Annotated in this window: 13 protein-coding genes, 4 pseudogenes and 1 riboswitch; of the genes and pseudogenes, 9 read left to right on the forward strand and 8 right to left on the reverse strand. The window is 59.5% G+C overall.

Going from position 1 to position 18,537, the window contains the following annotated elements; all coding sequences use genetic code 11:
- The first annotated feature begins 39 nt into the window (after positions 1-39).
- The gene (locus CIT37_RS04515; protein WP_011082857.1) at positions 40-1,800 is read left to right on the forward strand and encodes an oleate hydratase; all 1,761 of its coding nucleotides are present in this window, start codon (positions 40-42) and stop codon (positions 1,798-1,800) included.
- On the opposite strand, the gene CIT37_RS04520 is transcribed toward CIT37_RS04515, so the two are convergent.
- Positions 1,801-2,226, reverse strand: a complete 426-nt coding sequence (locus tag CIT37_RS04520) for a hypothetical protein (protein WP_223153801.1) — start codon at positions 2,224-2,226, stop codon at positions 1,801-1,803.
- Positions 2,227-2,544: 318 nt separating this feature from the next.
- Between CIT37_RS04520 and CIT37_RS04525 the strand changes: the two are divergent.
- Positions 2,545-2,769: pseudogene (locus tag CIT37_RS04525) on the forward strand (ATP-binding protein); the annotation flags it as partial.
- A gap of 675 nt (positions 2,770-3,444) precedes the next feature.
- On the opposite strand, the gene CIT37_RS04530 reads toward CIT37_RS04525, so the two are convergent.
- Both CIT37_RS04530 and CIT37_RS04535 read right to left on the reverse strand, forming a co-directional pair.
- The gene (locus CIT37_RS04530; RefSeq protein ID WP_011082855.1) at positions 3,445-4,554 is read right to left on the reverse strand and encodes an IS630-like element ISBj5 family transposase; all 1,110 of its coding nucleotides are present in this window, start codon (positions 4,552-4,554) and stop codon (positions 3,445-3,447) included.
- A gap of 156 nt (positions 4,555-4,710) precedes the next feature.
- Complete coding sequence (locus tag CIT37_RS04535; protein WP_011082854.1) at positions 4,711-5,001, reverse strand: hypothetical protein; 291 nt, start codon at positions 4,999-5,001, stop codon at positions 4,711-4,713.
- 1,027 nt (positions 5,002-6,028) lie between these two features.
- Here CIT37_RS04535 and CIT37_RS04540 point away from each other — a divergent pair.
- Both CIT37_RS04540 and CIT37_RS04545 read left to right on the forward strand, forming a co-directional pair.
- Complete coding sequence (locus CIT37_RS04540; protein ID WP_011082853.1) at positions 6,029-8,029, forward strand: c-type cytochrome; 2,001 nt, start codon at positions 6,029-6,031, stop codon at positions 8,027-8,029.
- A 124-nt stretch (positions 8,030-8,153) separates the two neighbouring features.
- Complete coding sequence (locus tag CIT37_RS04545) at positions 8,154-9,386, forward strand: cytochrome P450 (protein ID WP_011082852.1); 1,233 nt, start codon at positions 8,154-8,156, stop codon at positions 9,384-9,386.
- Positions 9,387-10,656: 1,270 nt separating this feature from the next.
- On the opposite strand, the gene CIT37_RS04550 is transcribed toward CIT37_RS04545, so the two are convergent.
- Positions 10,657-11,786 (reverse strand): IS3-like element ISRj2 family transposase gene (locus CIT37_RS04550; protein ID WP_109866565.1). Its coding sequence is split into 2 segments (ribosomal slippage): positions 10,657-11,534 and positions 11,534-11,786, totalling 1,131 coding nucleotides; the frame shifts between segments, so codons are not numbered across the junction.
- 132 nt (positions 11,787-11,918) lie between these two features.
- On the opposite strand from CIT37_RS04550, the pseudogene CIT37_RS40340 reads away from it, so the two are divergent.
- Positions 11,919-12,582 (forward strand): annotated as a pseudogene (locus tag CIT37_RS40340) (transposase); the annotation flags it as partial.
- Positions 12,583-12,705: 123 nt separating this feature from the next.
- On the opposite strand, the gene CIT37_RS04560 reads toward CIT37_RS40340, so the two are convergent.
- Positions 12,706-13,005 (reverse strand): hypothetical protein, encoded by a 300-nt coding sequence (locus tag CIT37_RS04560; RefSeq protein ID WP_028144341.1) that lies wholly within the window; start codon positions 13,003-13,005, stop codon positions 12,706-12,708.
- A gap of 98 nt (positions 13,006-13,103) precedes the next feature.
- On the opposite strand from CIT37_RS04560, the gene CIT37_RS04565 reads away from it, so the two are divergent.
- A complete protein-coding gene (locus tag CIT37_RS04565) occupies positions 13,104-13,427 on the forward strand; it encodes an ATP-binding protein (RefSeq protein ID WP_014490252.1) in 324 nt (107 codons plus the stop codon).
- 282 nt (positions 13,428-13,709) lie between these two features.
- On the opposite strand, the gene CIT37_RS04570 is transcribed toward CIT37_RS04565, so the two are convergent.
- From CIT37_RS04570 to CIT37_RS04580, 3 genes and pseudogenes are all read right to left on the reverse strand, one after another.
- Positions 13,710-14,243, reverse strand: a complete 534-nt coding sequence (locus CIT37_RS04570) for a transposase (RefSeq protein ID WP_011082845.1) — start codon at positions 14,241-14,243, stop codon at positions 13,710-13,712.
- Positions 14,244-14,577: 334 nt separating this feature from the next.
- A pseudogene (locus CIT37_RS04575) lies at positions 14,578-14,961 on the reverse strand (recombinase family protein); the annotation flags it as partial.
- A gap of 140 nt (positions 14,962-15,101) precedes the next feature.
- Positions 15,102-15,281, reverse strand: a complete 180-nt coding sequence (locus tag CIT37_RS04580; RefSeq protein WP_277996271.1) for a recombinase family protein — start codon at positions 15,279-15,281, stop codon at positions 15,102-15,104.
- Between CIT37_RS04580 and CIT37_RS40285 the strand changes: the two genes are divergently transcribed.
- The 3 genes and pseudogenes from CIT37_RS40285 to CIT37_RS04595 form a co-directional block, all read left to right on the forward strand.
- Positions 15,198-15,653: an ATP-binding protein gene (locus CIT37_RS40285; RefSeq protein ID WP_018647508.1), complete on the forward strand. Its 456-nt coding sequence runs from the start codon at positions 15,198-15,200 to the stop codon at positions 15,651-15,653. The two genes, CIT37_RS04580 and CIT37_RS40285, sit on opposite strands and share 84 nt — an antisense overlap.
- A 1,268-nt stretch (positions 15,654-16,921) precedes the next feature.
- Positions 16,922-17,563: a GNAT family N-acetyltransferase gene (locus tag CIT37_RS04590; protein ID WP_043900134.1), complete on the forward strand. Its 642-nt coding sequence runs from the start codon at positions 16,922-16,924 to the stop codon at positions 17,561-17,563.
- Positions 17,564-17,998: 435 nt separating this feature from the next.
- Positions 17,999-18,145, forward strand: a pseudogene (locus CIT37_RS04595) (transposase); the annotation flags it as partial.
- Positions 18,146-18,270: 125 nt separating this feature from the next.
- Positions 18,271-18,441, forward strand: a riboswitch (cobalamin riboswitch).
- The last annotated feature ends 96 nt before the right edge of the window (positions 18,442-18,537 follow it).

An 18,537-nucleotide genomic window follows, 5' to 3' on the forward strand; every position in this document is an offset into this window, starting at 1 on the left:
GCGGACGGATTGTCACATCAAACGAGATCGAATGTCGCGATGTATTACACCAGTGGAAATTACGAAGCTTTTGCTCGGCCCCGCAAACCCGCCGGCGTGGATAGCAAGACAGCATGGTTCGTTGGTTCGGGGTTGGCTGCGCTCTCCGGCGCGGCCTTCTTGATCCGCGACGGGCAGTTGCGTGGCGACCGTATCACCATCCTCGAACGACAGACGGTTCCGGGGGGCGCGTTGGACGGTTGTCAGGATCCGGAAAGGGGATTCGTGATTCGAGGTGGTAGAGAGATGGAGGATCATTTCGAGTGTCTCTGGGATCTGTTTCGTTCGATCCCATCGCTCGAACTTGAAGGCGCCAGCGTGCTCGATGAGTTTTACTGGCTGAACAAGGATGATCCGAACTACACACTACGGCGGGCGACGGTGAAGCAGGGGCAGGATGCCCATACCGATGGCCTCTTCACACTGAGCGAACAGGCCCAGAAAGAGCTGATTGCCCTTTTTCTTGCCACTCGTAAGCAGATGGAGACCAAGCGCATCGACGAAGTGTTCGGAAGAGATTTCTTCAACAGCAATTTCTGGCTCTATTGGCGGACCATGTTCGCCTTTGAAGAATGGCATTCAGCCCTCGAGATGAAACTTTATCTGCATCGATTCATCCACCATATCGGCGGCCTGCCGGATTTCAGTACGCTGAAGTTTACCAAATACAATCAATATGAATCGCTCGTTCTGCCGTTATCCAAATGGCTGTTGGCGCAAGGCGTCAACTTTCGCTACGGGGTCGGAGTCACCGATATCGATTTCGACATAAAGCGTGGCCGCAAGCAAGCCACAGCCATCCGCTGGCTGGAGAATGGCATTGAGGGCAGTCTCATTATTGGCGCCGACGATCTTGTTTTCATGACGATCGGGTCGCTGACCGAAAACTCGGACATGGGGGACCATCACACGGCCGCCAGGCTCAACGAAGGACCGGCGCCCGCCTGGGATCTGTGGCGGCGTATTGCGGCCAAAGATGCGGCCTTTGGACGCCCAAATGTCTTTTGCGGCAATATTCCTGCAAGCAAATGGGAATCGGCGACGATCACGACCCTGGACAAACGCATTCCAGCATACATCCGCAAGATCGCCAAACGCGATCCGTTCAGCGGCAAGGTTGTCACAGGAGGCATCGTTACGGTGAAAGATTCGAGCTGGTTGCTCAGTTGGACCACAAATCGCCAGCCGCATTTCAAGCGCCAGCCCAGCGATCAAGTCGTCGTCTGGGTCTATTCGCTATTCGTCGATAAAGCCGGCGACTACGTGAGGAAACCGATGCAAGATTGTACGGGCGAGGAAATCACGCAAGAATGGCTTTATCACCTCGGTGTGCCGGTTGCGAGTATACCGGAACTCGCCGCTGGGGCCGCCAAGACGGTCCCGGTGATGATGCCCTACGTCACTTCCTTCTTCATGCCGCGGCAGGCGGGCGACCGGCCAGATGTTGTGCCGAAAGATGCGGTCAATTTCGCCTTCATCGGCCAGTTCGCGGAGTCGGGTGAACGGGATTGTATCTTCACGACGGAATACTCCGTTCGGACCGCGATGGAAGCCGTGTATATCCTCCTCAAGATTGAACGTGGCGTGCCCGAGGTATTCAACTCGACCTATGATATTCGCAAGCTGCTTGCAGCAATGGGTAGACTGCGCGACGGCAATGAAATTGAGATCCCGGGACCTGCGTTCCTGCGCGAGCTCATTCTAAAAAAGATTGAAGCGACTGAGCTTGGCGAACTACTCAATAAATATCACCTGAGGTGATTAAGGCAGCGGACGCTGCGGCTTCGCTCGGATAGAGAAGCGCTGTCCTGCGCCGTGACGGCTCGGACTCGCCAAGGCGCGGATCAAACGTTCGCGCCGATCTTCCAGGCAACCTTTAGGCGTACTCTGGAATTCGGTGTTCTTTCGGCTTGATGTTATTCTCGCCACACGCATCCGATTAACCTCTTGCCACGAGGTGAGGGCGAAACTAGCTAGTGGCTCGTCACAGTGATCTTGATGGTTTGATACCGGCCAGCTTAGGATAGGCAAGTTTTCTGGCGGCACAAGGACTTCGATGCTTCTGGGGATGCAGGATTCGGCGGGTGGCCGTCCGGACATGTGCGAATAGGTATAGATGAACGCCAGATAATGGCCCTGCTTCTCGGTAAAGCGTGCGCCTGGTTTTTGACTCATGGATCGATTCATCCGTGCCTCCTTAGTCGTCCGTGAAGAACAGGTAAGGGGCTGATCTGGAGTCGTTGTTTTTCGGCTGCGGCGATTTTGTGATTGCAGGCTTTGACAGTGCGGTAGCTCGGAACCTGCAATTTGCAGTTTGAGATTCCCTCGAATCGCACGGCATGATTCGGCGCTCGTATCGGGAGGAGCCGATGCGACCGAAGAAGCCGAAGGCGACGGACGAAGGTGATCTGTTCCGGGCCAGGCTCAAGCAGGTCATCAACATGGAGCACGAACTGGTTCAGCACGCCGGCAAGATCAATTGGGACTGGATCGACTATCGACATGAAGGCGCCGCGCGGGCTCGACAAGCCGCTGTTCCAAAAGCTCGTCGCCGGCGAGTGGATCGACCGGCATCAGAACCTGCTCATCATCGGCCCGACCGGCGTCTGCAAGAGCTGGATTGCTTGCGCCTTGGGCCACAAGGCCTGCCGCGACAACCGCTCCGTGCTCTGTCAGCGGCTGCCGCGGCTGTTCGAGGCGCTTGCCCTCGCGCGGGGCGACGGCCGATGGTTGGGTTGCCGATGAGCTCCGCGCTTTGACTTCCTTGTAGACGTTGCTGATCGACATCGCGGATGTTGCGACACCGCGCCATCGACGAACCGCGTTCGGATGCGAGATCGGCGTGATAGCCATCGATCTTGGCGAGCATCTCCTGCACGAGCGCCGGATCAAAGTCGATAGCGACTGCTGCTGACTTTGCCGTCGTTTGTCCCTGTTGCGTTGCTTGGCCTCGGCGAGCTCTCATGCGCTTGACCTTGCCGATGATGGCGTTGCGAGATACGCATCGCCACCCCTCGCAGACACCGAGTGGCCCGCGCTCCACATGCATTGCAGAAGCGACACCTCCTCAGAATCCCATGCCGATGTGGCTTGATTGACCATCGTTCGTCATCGTCACGAGCACGAGTCGATGGTCGTTTTGATTGTCGCCAAAAGCAGTGCGTGTCGATGTTTACGCTTGTTCGCCGCTATTCGATGTTCGGAAAGGTTTTTGGCTGCGACGATCGGCCTGCCTTATAAAATAGGCAGACGAACGTGTATTTATGCCTGCGGTTGCATCGTGTCCGGAAAGTTGATCCGCTTACGTTAACGGCTGTTGACAACATGCGTTAACGGCGTTGCAATCACCAGCACGACAAACGGCGGTGAGTTTACCAACTAACAACAGCAGCTAGTCACATGAATCTAAAGTTCGCCACATAGAGTCTGCTGGGCTTTGTGGCAAAAGCGTTTGACGGAAGCCAAGATCTGGTCTGCGGACTTGGTCCATTTGAAGGGCTTCGGGTTGTTGTTGTGCAATTCGATGAAGGTACGGATGTCGGCTTCGAGCTGCCTGACGGAGGTGTGAACACCTCGCCGGATCTGCTTTCTGGTGAGTTCAGCGAACCAGCGCTCGATCTGATTGATCCACGACGCGGAAGTCGGCGTGAAGTGGACATGATAGTGCGGCCGGCGAGCGAGCCACGCTTTAATCTTGGGGGTCTTGTGGGTAGCGTAGTTGTCCATGACGATATGGACAGCGAGCCCCTCAGGGATTTGAGCGTCGATCTCTTTGAGAAACTTCAAGAACTCGAGCGCCCGATGGCGCTTGTAGCATTTGCCAATGACGAAGCCGGAAGCGACATCGAGCGCGGCAAACAGCGTGGTCGTACCATGCCGCACATAGCTATGCGTGCGACGTTCCGGCACCCCAGGCATCATCGGCAAGACCGGCTGCTCGCGATCGAGTGCCTGGATCTGGCTTTTCTCATCGACACTGAGGACAACGGCTCGGTTAGGCGGCGACAGATAAAGCCCGACAATATCGCGCACCTTATCGACGAATAGCGGATCGCTCGATAGTTTAAATGTCTGGCTGCGGTGCGGCTGCAAGCCGAACGCCGTCCACATTCGGCGGATCGTGGTGTGAGAAAAGCCAGTATCCGCAGCCATCGAGCGGATCGACCAGTGCGTTGCGTCGGGCGGCGTCGTACGCAATGTCCGCTCGATTACCTCGGCAACCTGATCATCGTCGATGGTTCGAGGGCGGCCCGGGCGGGCTTCGTCAAGCAGGCCATCACAACGATCCTTCAAGAATCGGCGGCGCCACTTGCCGACGGTGTGTTCATGGATGCCAAGTTCGGCAGCCACAGACTTGCTTGGCAGACCAACTGCACACCGCAGGATCGCGCGGCATCGCTCAGATAGCGATCGGGCTACACGATGACGACGAACTTGCCTCTCCAAGTACGCCCGCTCCTGCGAACTCAGCACCAACGGCGCGATCGGCCGGCCTTTCACACCTGCATTCGCCACGAGCGCTCTCCTCTCTAGAGATCCGAGCGATCAACTAATGTCACGAACTTCCGTTCCAGATGACTAGACCACGACGGCGTTACTGCTCGCACACGGCTACTAGCGTGGGTACCCGAGCGTTTGCGCGGAAGGATGGGCCATGCAGTCGATCCCTTGCTAGGTGTCGTCGGTGCCGGGGATCGTGCCGTTCTCGGAATACTGCCAGAGCTTCCGGTGCCGCGACGCCGACGTCTCCGGAGGTGACGATGCTGACGTCGACTCGACTTCAACCATTTCAACAGCGACGATGCAAACTTGGTCGCTTGGATCAGCCCTGCGGGCAGCAGGCCGCCGGAGCCGCCGCCGCCGCCGCCGCGGATGGTCGAGCAGCGCCTGGACGGCCTCGTGCAGATCGTCGAGCGGCTCAAACCCACCTTCGAGAAGGTCGTTCAATTCGAGCCGCAGCATCTCGTCATCCCAATCGGTGCGTCGAAGGCCTCGAAGAGACGCGACCAAGCGCGAAGCTCGAGACAATACCCGAGAGTGTACCAACAGCAACGGGACAGCTCGCAGAGATGGAAGCAAAAGTAAAAAGATCAAACAGCGTCATAGCAAGTCCGCCGATCTGGAAGCTAAGCGCGCGCTGAACCGCCTGAAGGAGGTTGACCCGGAGGGATATGAGGCCTTCCTTCGTAAGCGCGAGAACCGCGGGGACACTGGCGGTTTCGGCCCGGCTGGACGGGCGAGGCCATAGTCACCACCACATTCCTCGCCGTCGCATTCGCACAACTCTGGCGCGTCGTCGCCATGCGCAGCAGCCGCTCCGGTACCGTTTTCAACGAGTTCACGCGCAATCCATGGGTCTGGCTGCGCTCGGCCTGTACGGCCCTCTGCTCGCAGTCCCTCTCTACTGGCCGCCGATGACAGAGGTCTTTCACGTCTGCCACCGACGCTCACGATGTGGAGCATTGTCGCGGGCTACAGCCTGACGCCGATGCTGCTAATTCAGGTCAGCCGCGCCGTCATCGTGCTTGCCAAACGAAGCCGTTAAATGGTAGCCGCGTTGCTTGGCTCGAATTCGCCGTCTGCATCATCGTGATCGGCGTGGCCGGATGTATGCTCATGGTCATTGCGCCCTACGGAGTCCTGATCTCCGAGTGCGAGCCTATTGCCCTCAGGCGCCCGGCCAATTCCGTTCGCTCGCGTTCCCGCGGATTACAGCCCCCCGATCTCCCACAGCGGACCCAACGTCACTGCAAATTCGATCGCGAGGATGGGATGGCGGCTCGAACAAGAGCTCGTCCGAACGCTCTAGATGTTCTTGTTATGCGGTCAAGTTCGCCCATTCCACAGACCACCGATTGTGACGTCAGAAAGAATAGTGATCGCGTCTCAAGGACGTCAACAGCAGGGGTAAGCCTACAAGATCATGTAGTTGTAGTATTACTGTTTGCACGGCTCTCTGCTGGAGGCCGTTCGCTGACACGGGGGAGCCATGTCGACAGTTACCAGCGCAATTCGGCGCCTTTGGTGGCGACGCTTTCTTGTTCTTCTGGCGATCATCGTGGTCATTGCTTTGATCGCAGTCATGACCAGCTCCCAGCTTGGCGCGACAATCGAAGCTCTGACGCCGCCTGGTCTCCCTGAACCGGTTTCCGCGAGCGAGCAGGTTTCGCTCGATCAGGGCTGGAACGCCGAAGACGCCGATCGATTCCATCATAAAGCCCAGGGCACGCAGACCTTACCGATCCCGCTGTCATGGTTTCTCGCCCTGGAAGCGCCGCTGAACTCGCCTTTCGCTATCCCCTTTTTCAAACGAGAACGGTTTTCTGACAACCGCTATTTACTGCGGTTTGGATTCATAGAGTCTGCCGAAAGCGAGAACAATGAGTACGGTTTGCCGATCGGCTTTGCATATTCGCCGTTTCAGTCGATCCGCGGACTTTCGCGTAAGGAGACTGCCGTTGGATTGACCTGTGCCGCGTGCCATACCGGCCAACTGATCTTCAAAGAGAAGCGCTATGTCATTGAAGGCGGCCCCGCCGTGACCGATCTCGGTCAATTGACAAATGCGCTCCGCGCTGCGCTCGCACAGACCGCTTTGTCGGCAAAGCTACCCTTCTTCGACGGTCGCTTCGGGCGGTTCGCGAAGCGCGTTTTAGGAACCGAGTACAGCGATCTTACACGCGTCCAACTGTCCAAGGAGCTCGATGGAATACTTGGTGCTCTGATCGATCAGCCCGCTGGGATCGACGTCACGGAAGGGTTTACCCGCCTCGATGCGCTCAATCGCATCGGCAACCAGGTGTTCGCACTCGACCCCAAGCGCTACGGCAACTACGTCAACCTCAACGCCCCTGTCAGCTACCCGCACATCTGGACATCGTCATGGTTCGATTGGGTGCAGTACGACGGCTCGATTATGCAGCCATTGGTGCGCAATGCCGGCGAGGCGATGGGGGTTTCGGCGGAGCTCAACCTCACCGCCCCGCCCAAGGGGGGACGTTTTGCCAGCAGCATCCCCTTCGATAATCTGCACTGGATCGAACAACAGCTCGCTGGAAAGGACCTGCCGCTGGTGGCGAAAGCCTTCACCGGACTGAATGCGCCAGCCTGGCCCGACAGCTTTCCTGCGATCGACAAAGCCAAGGCCGCCGTGGGAGCCCAACTCTACGACAAACATTGCAGCGGCTGCCATCTTCCAGCGCTGACGCCGGACATCGTGCACGGCAAGGCCCCGGACGCGGAGTTCTGGAAGAACTTCGGCCCTATCCGCTGGCGCGGTCGCGATGGGCAGGAGAAGCAGACGAGGGAATCCGTACTCAACGTCAAGATCATCAAGCAAAGCCATATCGGCACCGATCCGGCCCAGGGCGACGTGCTGCGCAATCGCACCGTGGACACCGCCGGCAGCGAACTGGCCAGGGCGGGCCAGAGCAGCCCAGGGCTCGGCCTCGACATCGATGTCTGCCAACGGAAGGCTGACAACACGCTGGATACGATCCACCTCTCGGACCATGCGATGCAACTCTACGCGCTTGCGCTCGGCGCCGTGGTCCAATCCGGCATCGACGAATGGCTTCGGTCGACCGGGACGGTCCAAGCGGAGATCGAAGGCGATCGGCCGAACTGTCTAGCGGCAGGTTTCGGCTATAAGGCGCGTCCGCTGAACGGCGTATGGGCGACTGCGCCGTTCCTGCACAACGGCTCGGTGCCGACGATCTACGATCTGCTCAGCCCGGTTGCGGAGCGCCCACAAGTCTTCCTGCTCGGTGAGCCCAGCTTCGATCCTGTCCGCGTCGGTATCGTGACACGGACGGTCGCTCCTGAAGGCAGGACCTACGACAGCAAGGGCTACTTCATCATCGATACGTCGAGGCCCGCCAATCGCAATACCGGCCACGAATTCTCGAACGAGAAGCATGAGGGCGTCATTGGCCCTGCGCTGTCTCCGGAGGAGCGCAACGCAATCATCGAGTTCCTCAAGTCGATCTGAAATTGATTGGGTCAGCTCCAACTGGAGCAATAGCGAAGACCATCTCGCTCCCGCAGGGGAAAGGTGGACGGAAGCCCGGATCGACCGACCAGGCGAAGCTTTTCGGAGTTAGGGTGCGGCAGCAATGGCGGAACAGAAACAGGGGCCGGCGGCGAAGTTCCTGAAATGGATGATCGCCAAACATCCGGATGCATTGTTCGCATTCATCCGGCGCGTCAGGCCCAACCTGGCGTTGGGCGCCGCGGGGCCGGTGTTCATCACCCGCTTCCCCGACGTGCAGGAAGCGCTGAGCCGCCCCGACATCTTCAACGTCACCTATGCGCCAATGATGGACCCTTCGGTCGGCCCCTTCATGCTCGGCCGCGACTGCACCGAAATAAACCAGCGCGACAAGGGTATCATGCGCGCCTTCATGCGCATGGAGGATCTGCCGGCAATTCGCCAGAAGGTGCGCAGCCTCGCCAATGCGTCTGTCGAAAAGCAGATCTATACCCAGAACCAGATCGAGGTGGTCAGCACGTTGTCGCGCCTGGTGCCCATTCAGCTGACCCGAGAATATTTCGGCTTTCCCGGCCCCGATCTGGCCTCGATGTTCCGCTGGTCGCGCGCGACGCAATATGACATGTTTCACAACCTGGACAAAGATCCGAAGGTGCACCAGGACAACATTGACGCTGGGCAGGAGATGCGCGCCTATCTGACACAACTGCTCCCGCAGCGGCGCGAGCAGCTGAAAAATGGGGCGCCGCTCGAGGACGTGTTCAGCCGCCTGCTGAATAGCCATTTTGACGATTCGATCGGCTTCGCCGACGAACGCATTATTACCAATATGATGGGCACACTGGTCGGCGGGATTGAGACCACATCGGCGGCCATCGTGCAGCTGCTCGACGAGTTGTTCAAGCGCCCGAGGATCCTGAAGGAGGCCATCGACGTCGCCAGCAGCAACAACGACCATCTGATGTATCGCTATTGCTGGGAAGCGCTGCGCTTCAACCCGATCAATCCGTTCGTGGTGCGCCACTGCCGGACCGATTACCGGATAGCCAAGGGCTCGCTGCGCGCGACGACAATCAAGGCCGGCAGCACGGTGCTGATCTCGACCCGGTCGGCGATGCGCGATGGCTTGCAACTGCCGGCGCCGTCCAGCTTCGCGATCGACCGGCCGGAGTCGGTCTACATGCATCTGGGCTACGGGATGCACACCTGCCTCGGCGACCAGATCAGCCGCATCCAAGTTCCGGAAATCGTTCGCCGCATCCTGCAAATCCGGGGCGTCCGTCCCGCCGCGGAGATTGACTACGCAGGAGGGCCGTTTCCAGAGCGTTATCCCATCACCTACGACACGCCGGTCTGAAGGCCGGACTTCCCAGCAACGAGCCGCGAGTACCGATCCGGCCGCTGGCGTGGCGGCCTCTGGCGTCAGCACTAGGTCGGTCGTCGCGAAGTCTCCGTCACGCGATGCGCGTGAGATGCGTGAGGCAATAATCAATCGTGTCGGTGGTGTGTTCCGCTTGCGAAACACATCAATAGATGAGAGGCAGAGCTTCGCATGCGCGGCTACTACATTGGCTTACCGAGGAAATGGTTTAAGCGAACGGAAGCCGTACGCTGAAGCGGGCCTCGGCAACCGGCAGTTATGCACGAACATCGCGCAATCAGCGCAACAGCAATGATACGCTCAAACGGCACCTGCAGGATCACCATTACGCACGACGCCGACGACTACAAACAGCGCATAGCATCGAGCGCTGCTTCTGCTCGCTGATACACTCTTTCGACGCTTGGCACCCGTTATGACAGGCGAATAGGACAGGCGAACCGTAATTTTACCGGCTTCTTCATCGATCTCGCGGCCGCATTGGTCTGCGGTTGCACGCGTTTCCCCGTAGCTGTCCGGATTGGCAAGTGTTGGAACACGGTGTTCTACTTGAAAGAACACCGGCTGAGGGATTTTATACTTAAACTGTCTTTTCACTAAATTCCGGTGGCGAGGCCGCGGGACTGCATCGTCTCGCGGCCCCATTGATTTTTCGTCGTTGAGGTCCGGGCGAGCTCCTCCACCGAATTCCGACTCTTTACTCCCAGAAGGGGTAATCGCTTCGATCGCCCGTTGGCATTCAGACGCGTCAAATTCGGGCCGTCGGCAAGTCCTCGCTGGACAGCATTCCGGAGTATGTTGTCGTGGAGTGCACATGGCTGCTGCCAACCTGATCGACAGTAGCGACAGCGATCGTACGAAAACGCGCTCCGCATCGAACATGGCGCGTGCTGTTTGACGTCCCAAGATGGCTGGAGTTCTCCCATCGAGACAGCTTCGGCCGAGCTTGTTTGGCTTTCTGGCTCTGCCAAAGGGCAGAGCCAGACTGATACAACAAAGTCGGCTCGCTGTCGCGCGCGCCATCGAAAACTGCCCCCTCGACGTCACGAGGAATTGCCCCCTCCTTGGATAGCCGAGGAGAGAGCGAATGAACGAGGAACAGAGCTGGCCCCGGTTGTTTGGACAGCGCCCCGCTGGATTTAAGTGGATTCCTGCCGGGTTATGCTGAACGCGGGGCTTTACGATTTTGTCGTTGCGTCGGGAGGGCGTAGCCCGACCAGAGCGACGACAAAATCGTCGGCGACGGTCATGCGGCCATCACCATAGCTTGCGTGCCGAAGTAAGCCTCGTCGGGCGTGCGCCCGTCAAGGCTCGAGTGAGGGCGTCCCTGATTGTAGAAGGCCAGATACTTGGCAATTGACGCTCGCGCCTCGGACACGCTGTCGTAGGCGCGGAGATAAACTTCTTCGTATTTGACCGTGCGCCAGAGCCGCTCGACAAACACGTTGTCGCGCCAGGCGCCCTTGCCATCCATGCTGATGGCGATCTTCGCGTCCAGCAGCACATCGGTGAACTCGAGGCTGGTGAACTGGCTGCCCTGGTCCGTGTTGAAAATCGCGGGCCTGCCGTGCTTCGCCAACGCCTCCTGGACCGCTTCGACGCAGAAGGCCGCCTCCATTGTGATCGAGACGCGATGGGCCAGGACCCGTCGGCTGAACACATCGACGACCGCCGCGAGATAGACGAAGCCACGCCGCATCGGAATGTAGGTGATGTCCATTGCCCACGCATGGTCGGGCCGCTCGATCTTCAATCCGCGCAACAGGTACGGGTAGATCTTGTGACCCGGAGCCGGCTTGCTCGTGTTCGGGCGACGATAGACCGCCTCGATCCCCATGCGCTTCATCAGCGTCGCGATGTGGCGGCGACCGGCGTATACCCCCTCCCGCCGCAGCAACGATCGCAGCATACGCGCTCCCGCGAAGGGATAATCGAGATGCAGCTCATCGAGCCGACGCATCAAGGCAAGGTCCTCGGCCGAAACTGGCCGAGGTTCATAGTAGACCGTGCTGCGAGCCAGCTTCAGGACCTTCGCCTGGCGCACGATAGAAAGATCATGACCGCGGTCGATCATCGCTTTGCGCTCAGCAGGCCCGCCTTGGTGAGCGCGCCGGACAAAAAATCGTTTTCCAACGCCAGCTCGCCGATCTTGGCATGCAACGCCTTCAAATCGACCGGCGTCTCGGCCGATGTCTTGTCATGCCCAAACACGCCGGCGGCGCCTTCCAGGAGCTGGTTTTTCCAGATCGTGATCTGGTTCGGATGAACATCAAACAGTTGCGCCAGCTCCGCCAGTGTCTTGTCTCCTTTGACCGCAGCCAAAGCAACCTTCGCCTTGAATGCCGGAGAATGCGTCCGGCGGCTCTTCTTCGTCATCTTCGCTCCTGATTCGCAGCAAGAATCCTCGCCGCTGTCAGGCAGAAAATCCACTCAAGCTACTGTCCGAATTTGCGGGGCCAGCTCTAACGAATCAAAGGCTTGTCGTGGAGTAATTCACAGGGGCAGGTGATGAATACGCCGGATGACGTGACGGAGATGTTGCACCTGAGGGTGTGTGGGTGAGGTCTGAAGCGGATTGCGCGCCAGCTGGGCTGCAGACGGTGAAGGACTACGTGGCGCGGGTGGGTGAAGCCTTCAAGTCGCCTGAGCGGGCGAAGCGGGTCATGGCCTTGAAGGCTGGCTGCGCGAGAGGTTCATTCGACATCGCGGCAATGCGGATGCGGTCCGTCACGACCTGTTGGCCGAAAACGGCTTGGCGGTCAGCCGGCGAACGCTGCGACGCGCCGTGCAGCCCTACCGCCAGGCACTGAAGGCCGAAGCTCTGGCGACGACCCGGTTCGAGACGCCCCCGGGGCGGCAGCTACAGATCGACTTCGGCGAGCGTCTGGTCGATATCGGCGGGGCGAAGGTCAAAGCATTTGTGTTCGTGGCGACCCGCGCCGAAAAGCAAGAGCACTGGTTCGCTGGGCTCGAGAGCGCATTCACGACCTTGCCGGAGGAAGTGCTGAAGGACAATCCACGCGCGCTCGTGGTGCGCCACGACAGGTGAGCCGGTCGGTTCAGTTTGACGACAAGCTCATCACGTTCGCGAAGCATTGGGGCTTCCGTCCTCGCGCCTGCGCACCGTATCGGGCGCGCACAAAGGGCAAGACGGAGAATGGCGTCCGCTACGTGAAGAAGAGCGTGATCGCGGGGCATTCCTTCGCGAGCTGGGAGGCATTCGAGACGCATCTCGCCGAGTGGGAGGGCGGGGTGGCGAACGTACGTATCCACGGCACGACGGGCGTGGCGCCGATCACTCGCTTTGCGTGTGACGAGGTACACCGGTCGAAGCCGCTCGGCGTCGCTCGGATCGCCGCGCGAACTGGCCCGCGTCGTCGGCAACGATTGTGCTGTCGAGATCGATACGAACAACTACGGTACCCTGGCGGCTGATCAGCGAGCGCGTGGCGGTGACGGTCGCGGCTGGCGAGGTGCGCATCCACCATGGCATGCGCGAGGTTGCGGTCACAGGCAATCGGAGGATCGCCGGCTGCGGATCGTCGAGTTCGCCCACCTCGACGGGGTTGCCTGTCGCGATGGCGCGGTCTGCCAACCAGCAACCGCGACACCGACAGTGCCGGCGCCTTCACCACTGCCCTCGTTGTTACGTCCTCTTGCCGAATACGAAGCTACGATCGGAGGGAGCTTCTGATGGTGCGTACAAAGAAGGTCACCGAAGCACCAATCGATTGGCTGGGGGCCATGCTGGCGCGCTCGCAGCTCTCCGGCATCCGCGACCAGCTCGACAACCTGCCCGACGAGACGGCGCGCGTGAACCTGTCGGCGCGTGAGACGCTGATCCTACTGTGCGAGCGCGAGGTCGTGCGCAAGGATCATAGACGCAGCCGTCGATCGACCGAAGCAGATCCGCGACCTGGCCGCCGTCACGTTGGATCGCCAACGGCGAGAACGTGCTGCTGCTCGCGCGCTCGAGTCAGGTTCATGCTGCCCACCTCGCTACCCCCTTGGAGTTGAGTTTCTTTTTGACCCGGATCGCCAGACGATGGCCGCCGGAACCGCCGCGCCCTTGACTTGGGGATGTTCCAGATCAACCGCTTTGACCATCCACGGTGCGCCTTTGCACAGCTGCTGCGCAGGCAAGCTCTGTTCTTCGATCAGACGGCGAGCCGTCGAAGGACTGACTTTCAACGCAGCTGGGCGCGCTCGTCCTCTCGGTAGGCCGCGATGGCGTGTTGGTTGCGCAGACTGCGAACGCGGACGCGGACGCGGGCCCAACTGTTGCCACGCCCTGTCGACCTACTGGCGCGGTTGAGAACCGCGGCGATGATGCTGTCGGGCATCTGACGCGCGAGGACACGAACGAGATCGACCACATCCGCCGCGGTGCTCGCCGGTGCGGTTCCTCCTCACCTGCAATGCCGTGTGATCGCCGCCATGCCAGTGGACAATCAAGTCCAGCACCTCGTCGCGCATGCGCACAACGATCTCATTGATGAAGCTTCGGATGATCCTGTTGCGCGTCGCAGCTGTTGCACCCGGACTTTCCCAAGCTCTCTTGAGTTCGGAATCAAGCGCAAGTAACCGATCGCGATCGATGTCGCTCAACGTCATCTCCGGCGTAGCCAACAACGTGTCGCGCTTGCCCTCAAGCTCGCGGACAGCGACCAGGCGTTCGTTCCAGCGCCGCTCCAGCTCGCCGGCAACAAGGCGATTGTCCGAATCGACAGCCTCGTATCGCCGAGGAGCGCGAGTTGCCTCGTAGCGTGCCTGCTCCAGAGTCAACTCGAGCTGACGCAGCTTGTCGGCGTGTTCACAGCCGCGCGCTTCCATGGCCGCCAGCGCTGCCTGTATACCCAGCGGCTGCAGCCGCGCGATGACCTCCGCGCTGATCGCGCGATCCGCGCGCAGACCGCCTAATGAGATGCACGGGTCTCCACCATGGTTGATCTGGCTACCGCGGCAATGATACCGCCCGACAGTACTGTGCGTACCGCTGTAGGTAACGTGAAGTTTGCGGCCGCAGTGGCCGCAACGAAGAACCCGCGAGCCGGCCTTCGCCGCTGCGAACCGAGCCTCGACTCATGAAGCGTTTTCCGTTGGCGTTGTCGGTGATCAGGCCCTGATTCTTCTCGAACTCCGCCCACGTAATGTAGCCCTCATGGTGGTCCTTGATCAAAACCTCCCAGTCGTTGCGCTCGCGCCGGAAGCCCCGCACGATCCTCTTGCGGCCGGCCTCGATCGTCACCCGACTGCCCGAGCGCCCGAAGACATAGGCGCCAGCATAGGCGGGATTGGTCAGGATGTGGTAGATCGTATTGTACACTGGTAACTTCCATTCGACGTGGCGGCCCTCGGGGCCATGGCCGCCCCCCGGGCAAAGTGATTCGCTCCTGCCGTAAGCAGAGGTGGACCTGGCGCGGTGTCTGCATCTCGGCAAACTTGGTGAACACGAGTGCGAGCGCCTCCTGAATGCGCCGATCAGGGTCCTTGTCGATCCGATCGTTGGAGACCTTGAGATAGCCGATGGCGACGTTGAGGAAGAGCTCACCCCTGCGTGCCTTCTGCTCCAAGGCTTCAAGCGAGCGTTGCCGAACGATAGACAGCTCCATCTCGCTCATCGTGCCTTTCATGCCAGCAGAAGGCGATCGTTGGGATGGCGAGGATCGTCGACGCCATCCTCATCGACGATCAGTGTTCCAACGAGCCCGTAGAACTCCAGGAGCGTATGCCAATCCTGCCGTTGCGCGCCAGCCGAGAGGCCTCACTCGAGACCACAGCGCCAACTTGCCCTTCGCAAATGGCGGCGAGCAGCTTCTCGAAACCGGGACGCGCGGTGCCGCCACCAGAGCGACCGAGTTCGTCGTCGATTGCGGCCACCTCGCTCCAGCCCAGCTGCCGGGCAAGGTCGGCCAAGCCGTACTAGCGGCGCTCGCTCTCGCGGTTGTTGATGACCTGGTCTGCCGTCGACTGGCGAACGTAGACGACGGCCTCAAAGCAGATCCGCCGCTTCCGGTGGATCGTCTACTGGAGGCGCGTCTTCTTGCCGCGATCCTCGACCGGCTCCTGCACCACCGCCACGTGCTGACGATCCGCGGCGACAGCTACCGACTCCGCGCCAAGAGTGGCTTCATCAAACCGCCGACCGCCGGTGACGGCCGTCCGGTCGGCTCCGCCTCCCTCCGTCCCGTCACCGGCGGAAGCGACCATCAAACGTCCGATGGTGGGGGCAGTTCTTCATGACGAAAAGGGGGCAGTTCCGGATGGCGTTCGACAGACTATGCTCAAGGTTGAACCCGGGCCAACTCAGCATCAAGGGCGGATAGATCCCTACCTATTCTGGGGAGGTCTTCGCTACATTGCCTTCTGATATGCTGCCCCGACGACTACAGTTTTCCAAGACAGAACGAAACAACATGACTCACCACGTGGATCTCGGACCTGGTGTGGCAAGCATACCAGCGCCAAGAAATCTTCCAAACCGTTCCGATCAGGGAGTGAGTTGGAACAAGTCCTACGAAGCCATCAACGCTTGTGGCCAAAAACCTCTTTTACGAGAGTTACTCACGCAACTACGTCAGCCTGCTGTCTTTCCCACTATGGCAAGGATCGCGGCGGATACAACTGACCTGGGCGTCAAGTACGACGAGGGCACGACAGCAACGTTTTCGCTCGATAGAGCTAACGCCGTTGTGCGAGCGATCGACACGCCTGACGATCAATCAATGCACGAAAGCTCTCGCGCGATCCCAAGTTGCGTTGTTCAGTAGGTCGACGGCGGCAGCGTCGTGGTATCCAGTCCCGTTGCCTTGATCCGACAATCGCGAATCGCGGCGATGATGCGCCGAGACAAGAACATCAAGGAGCGCGGACAACATGCGATAATTGGAAAGCCGCTGTACTACGCATATGAGTCTCGCAGACGAAAGCTCTCTCTGCCGGTGACCGCGGACACGACGTTGGCAATGGAGGTTTCGCACTTAGCATGTGTTTTGACCAAGAAACTTACGAGAACCGCTCAATACGAGACGAGGTGATGATTCCTTGCCTAGTCTGGACCTCGACGCGCGACACTTGGCTGGCTGTTTGCTCGTGCCGGAGCCCGGTTCAGGCAGCCATCGCCCGATGTTCGCCATGCCCTGACTTCTTCGCACTTGCAATATCAAAGGCGTCCTCATGTCATTCCCTTCGCGGACGGTTGCAGGCTGCCGAACCGTGTCGACCTTGAGAACGTCGGAGCTTCCTTGGGAAGGGCGGGGCGGGTTCCAGATAGGGCGTGGAAGCGCAGAAGCCCGCCAGGAATATGTAGATCCAAGCATTGCCTACCAAGGAGCCTTCGTCCGAAGTGGCCGTCAAAGTCAGCCGTCTGAGACAGGCGGAGATCTCGGAAGGGAAACCAAATGCACCCGGCGAGTCCCCGTCGGTGCATCCATTCCGCTCACCGTCAGATGTGTCGATGCCATGCTCCTCCTTGGAAGGCCAATGCCAAAACAGAGCCCCGAAACGACTTCATGACAGAAGAATCAGATATCAGATCTGCGAACGCAAACATTCGTGCAAGCACTGTCTGGACAATTGTGCTCGGCTTTGCCGCGGATCCGTTGATGCGTTGGAGCTGGCCTGACCCAAGGCAATACCTTAGAAGCATGCCTCAGTTCATTGACGCCTGTGGGGGCCGAGCATTTGCACATGGCACAGCCTACGTCGCGGGAGAGATTCGTGGCGCGGCCCTGTGGCTGCCTCCCAACGTGCAGCAAGATGAGGAGGCATTGGATGCAATCATGGCGCTATCCCTGCGCCCGGAGATTACCGAGGATATGGCACACTTGCGGCGGAGAATGGCCGAACATCGTCCCCACGAGCCACATTGGTATCTGCCACTCATTGCCGTCGATCCGAACTGGGTCGGAAAAGGGCTTGGCACGTTGCTGATGAACTACGCCCTTCAACGATGCGATGAGGACGGCATTGTTGCCTACCTCGAAAGTTCGAACCCTGAAAACATTCCCTTTTACCAACGTCACGGCTTCAAGGTCGTTGGTGAGATACAACACGGTTCTTCGCCGCCGCTCACGCCAATGTTGCGAACGGCTTCATTCCGACCCAGCAAGGCCGCGCCGCCGGATCGGCTCGTCACCCAGACTCAAGCATAGCTCCGCCTCATCCCGTTAGGATTGATTGCCAATAACCTGACATGACCGCGTTCGGTCAGGACGGCTTATGTTCGCGGCCAGACAACTGAGCACGTGAGGCGGCTCGCCGGGCCTGCGAAAAGCATACCAATCGTCTCTTCGGCAAAGTTGGCACGTCTGATGTGAGAGCTGGCGGGGTCAAATCCACTAAGCTGGGATATTGCCACGGGCGGCTGCATCGATTTGCGGTCGGGCTCCAGACAATTTTTGATCTAAGGCCACAGAAAGCGATGAATGGCGAGACGCGTATGGCTACCGAAACCCGATCCGGCCCAACTCAATTCGCGGACCGCGAACCGATCGATGCCAACATTCAGGATGTCCAGGGTTGCTGTTCCCCTGTTGGAGAATTTGCGACGCCACTTCCAAAGGTTTGAGCACATCTTGGCCGATCGCAGGCGCTGGGTCGTCGAGCGCACCTTTGCGTGGCTCGGCAGATGTGGGCATCTCTGCAAAGACTTCGAAGGTTCCGCCGCTACCGAGCTCGCCTGGCCGCTCGTCGCCCATCTGAGGCTCCTAACTCGCCGATTGGCCAGGCCTTGAGACATCTATGTTTTTTGAGTGAGGCTCTCAGGACAGGCGCTCGGCGAATTTCGAACCTCGACCTCGGGGCTGCTCCAACTGGTTAACTTGACTGTGCCGTCTTGACGAGTCTGGGCAAAGGCTTCTATATGTGGTGTCGTAGTGGTTTTAAATTCGCATATATGGTGGCACGGTGTTAGGGGGGAACCCATTGTGTCGGCAGCGGCTATTCCGAGGCATTAGCGCGACAGCGCTGGGAAGGCCGACAGCCGCAGCGACCCGCGAGCCAGGAAACCTACCGCGACAGAACCCATGTCCTCGGGCGGGGTGCCCGGTGGGTCGCTTGCAGCCGGGGACATTTGCCCGGTCCCCTCGCAAGTCGTCCGCACGGTCCCAGCCCCCAAATATCACGG

Origin of the sequence: Bradyrhizobium ottawaense (assembly GCF_002278135.3) — a bacterium.
GTDB lineage: Bacteria > Pseudomonadota > Alphaproteobacteria > Rhizobiales > Xanthobacteraceae > Bradyrhizobium > Bradyrhizobium ottawaense.